Source organism: Escherichia sp. E14S1, assembly GCF_004211995.1.
Lineage (GTDB): Bacteria > Pseudomonadota > Gammaproteobacteria > Enterobacterales > Enterobacteriaceae > Escherichia.
The window spans coordinates 1-12747 of the sequence record NZ_RHJQ01000038.1 but is presented as its reverse complement, the minus strand read 5'-3'; the positions used below and the strand labels follow the sequence as shown (position 1 = coordinate 12747).

Here is a 12747-nt window from a genome sequence, read left to right as displayed (position 1 = left end):
ACAAAACCCAACAACATCAACGAATTGCACAATCCGTAAGTCGGATAAGATGCGCCAGCATCGCATCCGGCACCAGGTACAAAACCCAACAACATCAACAAATCGCACAATCCGTAGGCCGGATAAGATGCGTCAGCATCGCATCCGGCATCAGGTATGACCTCCGAAATCCGGTGCTTACCTGGCCTTACTGGCCATAATCTCGATAATCTGCCGATCCGTTTGCTGCATTGAATGACTTGCCAGCGCACACAGGTTGGCGATTGACTGCTCAACATCATGCGCCACAATCCCTTCATTGCCAGTCACGGCGGTATCATCCAGCGCCATTAACACCGCTTTCCACGCCGCCGACGCACTGGTCGAAACCTTCATCGCGCAACTGTTCGACGCGCCATCGCAAATCATACCGCTAACATCACCGATCATGCTGCTGATTGCCATCGAGATGGTTTCATAACGCCCATCCACCAGCCATGCCATCCCAGCGGCGGCGCCCATTGCGGCGGTCGTTGCGGCACACAGCGCAGACAAACGCGGTAACTGGTTATGGATATAAATCGCGCTCAAATGCGAAAGCATCAGCGCGCGCGCCAGCCGTTCATCATCTGCCCCGAAGTGTTCCGCGACCACCACCACGGGCATTGTCGCGGTGATCCCCTGGTTGCCAGAACCGGAGTTACTCATTGCCGGAAGCGTTGCGCCCCCCATACGCGCATCGGATGCCGCGCTGGTACGAATCACAATTGACGAGGAGAGATCTTTCGCCAGCAAACCGCGTGCACACTGTTTTTCCAGCGTCGCGCCAATATGCAGCCCCCAGTTCCCACTCAAACCTTCCTGCGATAACGCGCAGTTTAATTTCGCAGAATCGAGAATAAAGCGGATAGCCTCAAACGGCACTTCATTGACGAACTTCAGGATCTCGGCCAGCGTCGTTCTGGAGAGCACCGCCAGCGGCGACTCTTGCTCGCCCTCTGCCACACACGCCTGCTGGGTAAAAACCACGCCATTGTGCGTCTCGATATGCACAATGTTGGTATGTCCGCCGACGATGGTGACACAAGCCCACTGCTCACCGTTCCAGACTTTGGCGCGTGAGAAGAGGATTTCATCGCAAGGTTCCTGGATCTTGACCGAGACTTTCCCCGCCGCCAGCAACGCTTTGGCATCAGCAATTGCCTGCGCCGTTGCGTCTTTCAGCACTTCCAGCCCGGCGTTGGCATTTCCACCTAACGCCCCCAGCGCCGCGGCAATCGGCAGCCCCACCATTCCCGTACCGGGAACGGTGACGCCCAGACCGTTCTTCATCAGATTTGGCGAAACCCAGGCTTCTACACGTTCAACCGGACCTTCCAGTTCTGCCGCAGCAACCGCCGCCGCCAGCGCCAGTGAGATCGGTTCAGTACATCCCAGCGCCGGTTTTACTTCCTCCTGAACTGCAAGGATGTAACGCTGCCATAACGGATTTAGAGTCGAATCAAACATAATAAAAACCTTAAAATTTCAGGTAAATCATGAAAATGCCAGGAACGGAGAAACGCAAAGCAACAAACCGGTGACGATAATCAGGTACAGAGAGGCACCTTTGTATTTGTGCAATGCCGGTACTTTGTAAACCAACCACGCCGGGATCAGGCACCCTACCATGCCGAAAATCGGGCTACAGATAGAGGTAAAGCTCAACACTGGCGCATTCAGTACGATGGCGCTCCAGGCCAGTAAAATGGCGAAAATCATGATGCCGCGCTGAACGAGATTTTCGTTAATCTTCTCAGCTGGCATCTTGCGGCGCAGGATGTTCATTACGATCCCTTGCGTTGCTTCGCGAAAGCCTAAATAGACGCCAAAGAACGCTGTCATTACGGCAAAGATATTGAGGATGACGCTGACCACTTTCACCCATGCTGCACCGTCGCCGCTAATAAACTGTGCGGCAATCGCCAGCGCGGAAATATTCTGCTCATAGGCTTTTACTGCTTCGTCATGTCCCATCGCCAGAGTGAACGACACTGCGTAGAAAAAGACGGTGACAAACAGGATCCCAAACGCAATGTTCATCGCCCGCAACGCTTTGTGTCGTGCTACTTCGATCGATTTTTCTCGCGAGCGATAGGAAATCACCATCGGGCTTAACGTCTGAATAAACAGAATCGAGGTTAAGGTAAACGGCAGTGTGATAATGGCGTTTTTCACCAGCAGCCCCAGCGGCGGCAGCGAACCTACGTTATACAGATGCCACATCCCGACCATCGATACACCCAGCGCCGCCACCACCAGCAGTTTGGTCAGCACCATGCCGGTCGAAATTTTGAATAACAGTTTCTCGCCGCGTGAAGAGATCGCTACCAGAATACAAATCAGTACCAGGCCATAAAACGGACTGTCAGACAGCAATCCTTCCGTCACGCCGAAAGTATGCAGATAGGAGGCGCTATCGTTAGTGATGGCGGTGGAGTAAACAAACATCCAAATAACCAGCATCACAAAGTAAAGTGCACCTAACAAAATGCCCCAGTTTTTACCCAAATAACCACTAATGACACTCGGGTAATCTTTACACTCTGGAGATTCCGCCAGCGTATTAATAAACAATCGCTGAAACAGATACATTGCCGGGTAGCCAATCACTGATGAGAGCAAAAATACCCACAATCCCATCAATCCGACCTGCACCGGGAGAAAAACTATCCCCGCGCCAATCGCCATCCCAATACTCATAATCACCCAACCGGTGTCGGTACTGTCGAATTTGATAGCTTCACGCCATTCACTTTCACTCATTCCAGCACGACCCGCCGGGGTCGAAGCGTCTGCAATGACGCCTTTATTCGTTGCAATTTCCATAAGTTCTCGCTCAATATTTTGTAGGGCTTATTATTTTTTTCGAGCCGCATCAAGGCGATACGCGGTCTACGTTTTTTTGCAGGCGAGTTATTAGAATGAAGAAATGATACGCGTGAGGTCAGAGAAAATCTTCACAATCAAGACTTTGAAATAGCAGTTATGGATAATAATTTTCTATCAAATCAATCTTAGAGAAATAGTTATTCTCTATTTGCGGCAGATCACAATAAAAAAGGGTGCACATTTTGTGCACCCCAGTATAAACGCGGATGAGATATCAGCCGCAGACCACTTTAATGGCCAGTCCTCCGCGTGAAGTTTCGCGGTATTTATCGTTCATATCTTTGCCGGTTTCGTACATCGTCTCGATAACTTTATCGAGAGAAACACGCGGTGCGGAAGTGCGTCCCATCGCCATCCGCGCGGCGTTCACGGCTTTAACAGCATTAATAGCATTGCGTTCAATACACGGAATTTGCACCTGCCCGGCAACCGGATCGCAGGTCAGTCCCAGGTTGTGTTCCATAGCGATTTCCGCCGCATTGCACACCTGCGCCGGGCTGCCGCCCAGCAGTTCGGTTAACCCTGCCGCCGCCATTGAACAGGCCACGCCAATTTCGCCCTGACAGCCCACTTCCGCCCCGGAAATGGAGGCATTCATTTTATACAGCGCACCGATAGCGCCTGCCGCCAGCAGAAAACGGGCAATAGAGCGCTCATTGAGCGGGCGGCGGAATTTATCGTAATAGGCCAGCACCGCAGGAATAATGCCGCAAGCGCCGTTAGTTGGCGCTGTCACAACACGCCCGCCAGCGGCATTTTCTTCGCTGACTGCCAGAGCAAACATATTGATCCAGTCGATCACGTTCATCGGATCGTTAGAGATATTGTCGCTGGAAACCAGCAAACGCCGCAGCGCCACCGCCCGACGTGGCACATTGAGCGGGCCTGGCAGCACACCTTCGGTATTCATACCGCGTTCAATACCGTCATGCATCACCTGCCAGATACGCGAAAAACCAGCATCAATTTCGGCTTTGCTACGTAGCGCCAACTCGTTTTGCAGCATCAAACCAGAAATAGATAACCCGTTGTAATCACACATTTTCAGCAGCTCACCTGCTGAATGGAAATCGTAAGGGACGAGCGTTTCAACATCCAGTGACAAGCCGAATTGTTCTTCTTCGACAATAAATCCGCCACCGACTGAATAATAGGTTTTGCTTAACAGTTCTTCCTGCTTTTTCCACGCGGTAATACGCATCCCATTCTCATGACGGGGCAGCGTTTCCGCATGGAAAATAATGTTCTTTGCCACTGGGAAATCAACGACATGTGCGCCCGCTGCCACCGGCAACCTTCCGTTGCGCGTCACTAATTCCATAAATGCAGGTATCTCATCAATAACAACGTCCTGCGGACTATTTCCTGCCAGTCCCATGATGATAGCGATATCCGTGGCGTGACCTTTGCCCGTCAGTGACAACGATCCATAAAGATCGACCACAATGTGGCTCGTCGCGGTTAATAAGCCGCTCTTCTCCAGTCGATCAATAAAACTTTTTCCGGCATTCATTGGCCCCACGGTATGAGAACTGGAGGGACCAATCCCAATTTTGAAAATATCGAATGCACTAATCATATCCACACCCTCGGATTGCCGTTCGTGAAGAGGAGCGGAGCGACCCTGCGATCGCCCCGCTCAGGAGCTTTATGCGTTGCGTACCGCGATAGCTTCAATTTCCAGCTTCACATCTTTCGGCAAACGCGCTACCTGCACGCAGCTGCGTGTCGGGTAGGTCGCCTGATGCTCGTCAAAAAACTGCTTGTAGACTTCATTGATGGTGCCAAAGTCATTAAGGTCGGTAATGAACACCGTCATCTTCACGATATCGCCAACGGTCAGCCCGGCAGCAACCACGATCGCTTTGACGTTTTCCAGACTTAAACGCGCCTGATCTTTCACGTCCGCAGGGATCTCCCCGGTCTGCGGACAAACCGGAATTTGCCCGGAGGTGAATACCATACTGCCTAAATCAACGCCCTGAACATATGGGCCGATTGCGCCTGGCGCACGTTGCGTTTCGATAATCTTTTTCATACATCCTCCGGCATCAAAGCGCCTGGGTAAAGGTACGTGAAATCACATCCTGCTGCTGTTCACGGGTCAGTGCGTTGAAGCGCACGGCGTAGCCAGAGACACGGATTGTCAGGTTCGGGTATTTTTCCGGGTGCTCAATGGCATCCAGCAACATTTCCCGATTCATAACGTTGACGTTGAGATGCTGACCACCTTCCACATCCGCTTCGTGGTGGAAATAACCATCCAGCAGGCCGACAAGGTTGGTTTTGCGTACCGGATCTTCTTTACCCAGCGCCGCAGGGACAATTGAGAAGGTGTACGAAATACCGTCTTTAGCGTAGGTGAACGGCAGCTTGGCAACGGAGGTCAGCGAAGCCACGGCCCCTTTGCGGTCACGACCGTGCATCGGGTTAGCACCTGGTGCGAACGGTGTACCGGCGCGACGACCATCCGGTGTGTTACCGGTTTTCTGGCCGTACACCACGTTAGAGGTGATGGTCAGAATCGACTGAGTTGGTACGGCGTTACGATAGGTTGGCAGGGCTTTAATTTTCTTCATAAAGCGTTCAACCAGGTCGCAAGCAATGCTGTCTACGCGCTCGTCGTTGTTGCCGTACTGCGGATATTCGCCGTCGATTTCAAAGTCCACCGCCAGGCCGTTTTCGTCACGAATCGGTTTCACGCGAGCATATTTAATTGCGGAAAGTGAATCCGTCGCCACCGACAGGCCCGCAATACCACATGCCATCGTGCGATAAACATCACGATCGTGCAGCGCCATCAGTGAGGCTTCGTAGCTGTACTTGTCATGCATGTAGTGGATGATGTTCAGCGCGCTGATGTACTGCACTGCCAACCAGTCCATGAAATGGTCGAGGCTGTTCATGACTTTGTCGTAGTCCAGAACGTCGTCCATCAGGGGTGCTGTTTTCGGGCCGACCTGAATCTTCAGCTTCTCATCCACCCCGCCGTTAATTGCGTACAGCAGCGTTTTCGCCAGGTTAGCGCGTGCGCCGAAGAACTGCATCTGCTTACCAATCACCATCGGGCTGACGCAGCAGGCAATCGCGTAATCGTCGCTGTTGAAGTCAGTACGCATCAGATCGTCGTTTTCATACTGCAAAGAAGAAGTGACGATGGAGACTTGTGCCGCATATTTTTTGAAGGCAATCGGCAATGCTTCCGACCACAGAATGGTCAGGTTAGGTTCCGGTGCTGGCCCCATGGTGTGCAGTGTATGCAGATAACGGAAGGAGTTTTTGGTCACCAGCGTACGACCGTCCAGCCCCATCCCGCCGATGACTTCCGTTGCCCAGATAGGGTCGCCGGAGAACAGCGAATCAAATTCCGGCGTACGCAGGAAGCGCACCATGCGGATCTTCATGATGAAGTGGTCGATCAATTCCTGCGCCTGCTGCTCGTTGAGCACACCGGCTTTGAAGTCACGTTCAATGTAGATATCGAGGAACGATGCAGTACGGCCCAGCGACATCGCGCCGCCGTTTTGCGATTTCACCGCCGCCAGGTAAGCGAAGTAGAGCCACTGCACCGCTTCCTGCGCATTCTGCGCTGGACGAGAGATGTCGAAGCCATATTTCGCCGCCATTTCCTGAATCTGCAGCAACGCATGACGATGTTCTGCCAGCTCTTCACGCAGACGGATGGTGGCTTCCAGATCTTGCCCTTTTTCCAGACGAGACTGGAGATCGGCAAATTGCAGTTCGCGTTCACGGACCAGATAACTGATGCCGTACAACGCCACGCGGCGATAGTCACCGATAATACGTCCACGGCCATAACCGTCCGGCAGACCAGTCAGTACGCCAGATTTACGGCAGCGCAGCATATCCGGTGAGTAAGCATCAAATACGCCCTGGTTATGGGTTTTACGCAGATCGGTAAACACGTATTCAAATTCGCTGTCCATTTCACGGCCATAGGCGTGGAATGAACTTTTAATCATGTTGATGCCGCCGAACGGATGCAGCGCACGTTTCAGTGGCGCATCTGTTTGCAGGCCAACAATTTTTTCCAGCGGCTGGTTGATATAACCGGCATCATGGGCAGTAATGGTGGTGGCAATATTGGTATCGAAATCAACCGGCGCATGGGTCGCGTTTTCGATACGAATACCTTCCATCACCTTTTCCCACAATGCCGTGGTGGCTGGCGTCGCTTCAGCGAGGAAGGATTCATCCCCTTCATACGGTGTATAGTTATGTTGAATAAAATCGCGGACATTAATTTCGTTTTTCCAGTCCGTACCTTTAAAGCCAAGCCATGCGTCGGCGTACAGCTTATCGCTGGTATCAATATCTACCTTCATGAAAAATAATCTCTCTACAATACTTCAACTAAATTATGCAAATTCTGCGGGTGCTTTAACTTTGCCTAAATGAATTGCATCTAGCGCAATCATTTTTTCTTCATTAGTCGGAATAACGGCGCAAATTACGCGCGCATTTTCACTGGACACAATTCTTTCACCGTAAGCGTTAGAGCGATTATTCATTTCTGCATCAATCTCTACGCCTAATACAGTCAAATGTTCCATGACCAGACGACGAATTAAACTTGAATTCTCACCTATTCCGCCGGTGAATATAATTCCATCCAGGCGATGTAATGAGGTAGCGTGTCCGGCAATATGACGGGCAATTCGGTGAACAAACGTTTTAATTGCCAGTTGTGCACGTTCATGACCTTCATGCCAGGCTTTTTCCAGTACACGCAGGTCGGAAGAAAGACCGGAAATCCCCAATAATCCCGATTCTTTATTCACCACGCGTTCCAGATCGCTAAGACTCTGGTTGGTTTGACTGGCCACCCAGGACATCGCGCCGAAGTCGACATCGCCACTGCGCGTCCCCATCATCAGCCCTTCCAGCGGCGTCATACCCATTGAGGTATCCACACTCTGCCCGTTACGAACCGCGCAAATAGACGCGCCATTGCCAAGATGCGCCACCACCAGGCCGGAGTCTTCTTCCGCCAGATCCAGCAGAGAATGCGCACGCTGGGACACATAGCGGTGAGACGTGCCGTGGAAGCCATAGCGGCGCACACCCAGCTCTTCGTAATATTTCCACGGCAGGCCGTATAAAAACGCTTCCGGGGCCATTGTCTGGTGGAAGCTGGTATCAAATACCGCTACCTGAGTTACGCCAGGAAATAATTGCTGGGCCGATTCAATGCCACTTAAATTGGCGTAATTATGCAGCGGCGCCAGTGGAGAAACGCGACGGATATTATCAATGACTTCATCGGTAATAATGGCGGACTCGGTAAAAATACTGCCGCCGTGGGCGATGCGGTGGCCAATTAAGGCCACGCTGTCATTTAAATTCCGTTTTTCCAGTTCAAACGCAATTGCCTTCAGTGCACCTTCGTAGCTGTGGTGAGCCAGCGGTGCTGGCTCTCCTCCATTTACGGATAAGAATGCATTTTCCGAATTAATACCGTCGGCAATACCTGACATTAATACTTCACAGTTCGAGGCATCCAACACGGAAAACTTAATTGAAGACGAACCACAGTTAATAACCAAAACAACCGGAAATTCATTCATCTCTTTTCTCATCCTGAGTTACGGATTAAAACAGTTTGTATACGATGTTCAGGATGGTCAGCAGACCAATCACGGTAACAAACACGTTATCCAGACGACCACGGTATTTCGCCAGCGACGGCGCTTTACGAATGGCATACATCGGCAACAGGCACAGCAGTGAAGCGATAATCGGCGCGCCCATGGCTTCAATCAGGTCCAGAATGTTCGGGTTGGCGTAAGCAACTACCCAGGTGGAACCCATGATGAAGATCATGCTGATGGTGTTCAGTTTGCCGGAAGACACTTTCGTCTTATCGCCTTTGTAGCCGAACTTCAGTACCAGACCGTTCAGACCTTCCAGCGTTCCCAGATAGTGACCGAAGAAAGATTTGAAGATAGCAACCAGTGCGATAATAGAAGCGGCATATTCCAGTACGGTGGCGAACGTCGATTTCTCGCCGGACATGGAAGCAAAGTGGTTAGCCAGATAAGAAAGCACCGGAATGTTCTGTGCTTTTGCTTCCGCCATGTTTGCCGGAGACAGCGTAAACAGGCAGCTGAAGGCAAAGAACATGACCACGGCAACCATCAGCATGCTGGCACGGGAGATGATCTGTGAGCATTTCTGCTCGGTGAAGTCGCGACCGAAGTCTTTCTCATACTCTTCACGCTTAGAAACCACGAAGGAAGAGACGATTGGCGAGAAGTTAAAGGAGAAGACCATGATGGAAATCCCCAGCCAGACGGTAATCAAGATACCGTCATGACCGGTTAACGTCAGCGCACTGAGGTCAACTTGATCAATAACAGCAGAGTTCCAGTAAGGGATCAGTGACAGAGAAATCAGTACCAGGCTGGCGATAAATGGCCATACCAGGTAACTCATCACTTTAACCATCAGATCCTTACCAAACCAAATGACGAACGCCATCAGCAGCAGCAGGAACAGCGCCACGAAGCCGCGGTTCAACGCCGCAAAGCCAAGCTGGTTTTCCCAGAACGTCATAAAGGTGTTGGTAATGGTTACGCCATAAATCCACAACAGTGGGCAAATCGCGAAGAAGTACAGGAACGTGATGACCACGCCACCCGTTTTACCAAAGTGCTCTTCCACCGTTTCCGTAATGTTGCCGGAAGGGTTAGAGCCTGAAAGACATAGACGCGCCAGCGCCCGGTGGCAATAAAACGCGATGGGGTATGCCAATACCAACATCAGAAGAATCGGGATCAGTCCGCCAAAACCTGCGCGGATAGGGAAGAACAGCACGCCGGCACCAATAGCTGTGCCGAACAAACCCAACGTCCATGTGGTATCTGATTTACGCCAGGACGATTGTTTTGTCTGGCTGGATACAATGCTATCTGAAGTACTCATATCCTATCCTCAACGAGATGATTAAGCGTCAACGAAACCGGTAATTTGAGAGACGCGAGAAAGATCGATATTGCCGCCGGAAATAATGCTGACGGTTTTTCTGTTTTGAATATATTGGTCTAATTTACCGCTTAACAAAGCAGCACATGCCAGAGCGCCTGCGCCTTCGGTGACGACTTTATTGCGCTGAATTAAGGCAATCATACTGTTTCTGATTTCGTCTTCGCTGACCAGCACGATGTCATCGACTAATTCACGAACGATTTGGTAAGTTAAATTACCCGGGCGGGCGACATCACAACCATCCGCCAGGGTGCCGGTAGTTCGGTGCGTGGTTATTTCTCCCGAGTGGAAAGAAGCCGCCATGCCGTGAACGTTTTCTGATTGCACACCGATAACACGAATTGTCGGGTTAATAGATTTAATCGCTACCGCAATACCAGCAATTAAACCGCCACCGCCAATTGGCACAATCACATTATCGACATCATAGAGATCTTCCATAATTTCCAGGCCAATCGTTCCCTGACCGGCAATCACTTTCGGATCATCATAAGGTGGGATAAAAATACGGCCTTCCGTTTCGACAATTTCGCTAACTTTGGCGATGGTGTCGTTAAAGTTGTCGCCGTGCAGAACAACTTCAGCGGAGTAGTCACATGTCGCCGCGACCTTGGATTTTGGCGCGCCTTTCGGCATTACCACTTTCCCGTCGATGCCCAGCATTGCGCAGGAGAGCGAAACCCCTTGCGCATGGTTACCCGCAGAACAGGCCACCACACCTTTGCGTTTTTCAGCATCGGTTAAAGAGCTTAATTTATTAAATGCGCCACGAATTTTAAATGAACCAGTACGCTGCATATTTTCAAACTTAAGGAATATTTCACCTTTGCAACGTTCACTAAAATAATTGGATCGAGGCATGCCTGTTTTATAAATTCGCCCAGCCAATCGTTGTTTTGCTTCGATAATGTCATTAATAGCAACCGGGAGATCGTATGTAATATGCATGATAAACCTCTTAACCTGAATTAAATATGTAGGTAACCGTAACCGACACCCGAGAAAAGACAGGTGGATTATTTATGTTTGAGAAAAACAAATAACTAATCAGCTTCTATTAATTGTCTTCGTCTACACCCATTATAAGATGAATACTCTTTGGCTAGTTCAACCAAAACCGATGCTGCTTTTTTAATACGATAATTTTTTGACCATACCGCGGCATATCGCGCCACGGGCAACGTTTCTTCAACCGGAATAGTAATAAATTGATTAGAACCAAAAGGTGAAGTCATATCACAAGGAATAACGGTTAAGAAATCAGCATTGAGAACAAGATTATAAATTGTCACGACTGAGTCGGTTTTAACGATGTTTTCAATACTGATGCCATTTCTTTGTAACGTGGTGAGAAGTTCGCTGTAGTATCCCATATTAGTTTGCGGCAACACCCACTGTTCGTTTTTCAACGACTCCAGCGTGGTAGTGCCGGTGCATGTTCGGGACTTGCTGGCCACCAGCACAAACTCGGACTCGAACAGCGGCTCAACATGCAAATCCTGAAGCTTCATCTCTGCACTTAACGTACCAATCGCAAAATCGAGGCGTCCGTCGCGGATAGCAGGTAAGAACGAGGACAACTGTGCTTCATACATTGAGACTTGCGCTCTCGGGAACACCTCTTTGAATTTGTTGATCATCCCGGACATAAAGGTAAAGCCAATTAGCGAAGGAAAACCAAATGAGACTTCCACCACGGCTTCAGAGGACATACCGCTTATCTCATTAACCATATTTTTCATTTCGCGGGTAATGGATTCGGAACGTGAGAGCAACAATTGACCGGCTGGCGTCAGCGTTACACCGGTATTTTTCCGTACCACTAATTCCACGCCAAAATAATCTTCAATATCGTTAATGATTTTACTTACAGCAGGTTGAGTTAAACCTAATTCTTTTGCAGCCGAGCCAATAGAGCCACTTCTGATGACTTCCTGAAAGACTACCAGGTGCTGCGTTTTAGGAAGAAGAATAGTGCTCATATCGGCCTGCATTAATTACCTCATTGACGACATGAAGTGTATCAAAATGGAATGAATAGGATATGTGCGACCACTCACAAATTAACTTTCAATTGCTTTCCAGGTATCTACTTAAATCAATATAAATCTTTAATATCAATAAGTTAACATAATAAAATCCGCGTAAAGCCTGACTTTTATCAAAAAACAAAGGGGGGGATAACCATATTTTATGGCGATAACAACACGCTTTATATAACTTATTAAAAATGCCCTGCGACGATATTTCAAGCAAATATCGTGTATTTCTCAGTCGAATTTTAAGTTAAATTTAATGAGCAAGTTATCAAATTTTATTATAAACAAATCATATTTACAGGTAAATAATGCGCCGCGTCACATTTTTTCGCGGAATTTGTTGGTCACAAAACATTTATTTTATCAATATTTTAAAAAGTCGAATACAGATATTGATCATCTCGAACAATTGATTAACGTCAATTTTTACCATCATAGCAGGATGTCATTTTGTGAATGCAATCGTTTTCCATGGTTTCTGCTGTCATCATAATGCACGGATAGCATTTTGTGTTGATGATCACAAAACTAATAATTCATATTTGCAGGTAAGTAATCTCGGGAGACAAAAAGGGTGACGAAAAAAGAGTATTTATACTGAAAAAAAGAAACTGACCGATAAGCCGCTTTCTTTTGAGTATAGCGTCGTGGACAGTCATTCATCTTACTGCCGCGCAAAAGCAAAAAACCCGCCAGTTTGCACTGGCGGGTTTTCGTTGAAGAGGTGAAACTGACCGATAAGCCGCTTTCTTTTGGGTATAGCGTCGTGGACAGTCATTCAAAGATCGGT

10 protein-coding genes are annotated in these 12747 nt (G+C 49.2%); 1 reads left to right on the top strand and 9 read right to left on the bottom strand.

Translation table 11 applies throughout. The features are described 5' to 3' along the window. Positions 1–177: 177 nt before the first annotated feature. The 9 genes from cyuA to tdcA form a co-directional block, all read right to left on the bottom strand. A complete protein-coding gene (gene cyuA / locus D9734_RS22910; RefSeq protein ID WP_130210816.1) occupies positions 178–1488 on the bottom strand; it encodes a cysteine desulfidase in 1311 nt (436 codons plus the stop codon). Positions 1489–1515: 27 nt separating this feature from the next. Further along, complete coding sequence (locus D9734_RS22905; RefSeq protein ID WP_130210814.1) at positions 1516–2847, bottom strand: amino acid permease; 1332 nt, start codon at positions 2845–2847, stop codon at positions 1516–1518. Positions 2848–3124: 277 nt separating this feature from the next. Further along, positions 3125–4489, bottom strand: coding sequence for an L-serine ammonia-lyase (gene tdcG, locus D9734_RS22900; RefSeq protein WP_130210812.1), 1365 nt, complete (start codon positions 4487–4489; stop codon positions 3125–3127). 69 nt (positions 4490–4558) lie between these two features. Further along, positions 4559–4948 (bottom strand): enamine/imine deaminase, encoded by a 390-nt coding sequence (locus D9734_RS22895; RefSeq protein WP_064529572.1) that lies wholly within the window; start codon positions 4946–4948, stop codon positions 4559–4561. A gap of 13 nt (positions 4949–4961) precedes the next feature. Next, positions 4962–7256: a 2-ketobutyrate formate-lyase/pyruvate formate-lyase gene (gene tdcE / locus D9734_RS22890; RefSeq protein WP_130210810.1), complete on the bottom strand. Its 2295-nt coding sequence runs from the start codon at positions 7254–7256 to the stop codon at positions 4962–4964. Positions 7257–7289: 33 nt separating this feature from the next. Then, positions 7290–8498, bottom strand: a complete 1209-nt coding sequence (tdcD, locus tag D9734_RS22885; RefSeq protein WP_130210808.1) for a propionate kinase — start codon at positions 8496–8498, stop codon at positions 7290–7292. A 25-nt stretch (positions 8499–8523) separates the two neighbouring features. Continuing rightward, positions 8524–9855 (bottom strand): threonine/serine transporter TdcC, encoded by a 1332-nt coding sequence (gene tdcC, locus D9734_RS22880; RefSeq protein ID WP_130210806.1) that lies wholly within the window; start codon positions 9853–9855, stop codon positions 8524–8526. 21 nt (positions 9856–9876) lie between these two features. Then, positions 9877–10866 carry a bifunctional threonine ammonia-lyase/L-serine ammonia-lyase TdcB gene (gene tdcB, locus D9734_RS22875; RefSeq protein WP_130210804.1) on the bottom strand — a complete coding sequence of 330 codons (990 nt, stop codon included), beginning with the start codon at positions 10864–10866 and terminating at the stop codon, positions 9877–9879. 95 nt (positions 10867–10961) lie between these two features. Continuing rightward, positions 10962–11900 (bottom strand): transcriptional regulator TdcA, encoded by a 939-nt coding sequence (tdcA, locus tag D9734_RS22870; protein WP_130210820.1) that lies wholly within the window; start codon positions 11898–11900, stop codon positions 10962–10964. Positions 11901–12213: 313 nt separating this feature from the next. Between tdcA and tdcR the strand changes: the two genes are divergently transcribed. After that, positions 12214–12450: a transcriptional activator TdcR gene (gene tdcR, locus D9734_RS22865; RefSeq protein WP_240780566.1), complete on the top strand. Its 237-nt coding sequence runs from the start codon at positions 12214–12216 to the stop codon at positions 12448–12450. Positions 12451–12747: the final 297 nt, after the last annotated feature.

Coding starts and splice junctions, on each gene's coding strand:
- cyuA (WP_130210816.1), bottom strand. CDS start 1,488: ATGTTTGATTCGACTCTAAATCCGTTATGGCAGCGTTACATCCTTGCA.
- D9734_RS22905 (WP_130210814.1), bottom strand. CDS start 2,847: ATGGAAATTGCAACGAATAAAGGCGTCATTGCAGACGCTTCGACCCCG.
- tdcG (WP_130210812.1), bottom strand. CDS start 4,489: ATGATTAGTGCATTCGATATTTTCAAAATTGGGATTGGTCCCTCCAGT.
- D9734_RS22895 (WP_064529572.1), bottom strand. CDS start 4,948: ATGAAAAAGATTATCGAAACGCAACGTGCGCCAGGCGCAATCGGCCCA.
- tdcE (WP_130210810.1), bottom strand. CDS start 7,256: ATGAAGGTAGATATTGATACCAGCGATAAGCTGTACGCCGACGCATGG.
- tdcD (WP_130210808.1), bottom strand. CDS start 8,498: ATGAATGAATTTCCGGTTGTTTTGGTTATTAACTGTGGTTCGTCTTCA.
- tdcC (WP_130210806.1), bottom strand. CDS start 9,855: ATGAGTACTTCAGATAGCATTGTATCCAGCCAGACAAAACAATCGTCC.
- tdcB (WP_130210804.1), bottom strand. CDS start 10,866: ATGCATATTACATACGATCTCCCGGTTGCTATTAATGACATTATCGAA.
- tdcA (WP_130210820.1), bottom strand. CDS start 11,900: ATGAGCACTATTCTTCTTCCTAAAACGCAGCACCTGGTAGTCTTTCAG.
- tdcR (WP_240780566.1), top strand. CDS start 12,214: ATGAGCAAGTTATCAAATTTTATTATAAACAAATCATATTTACAGGTA.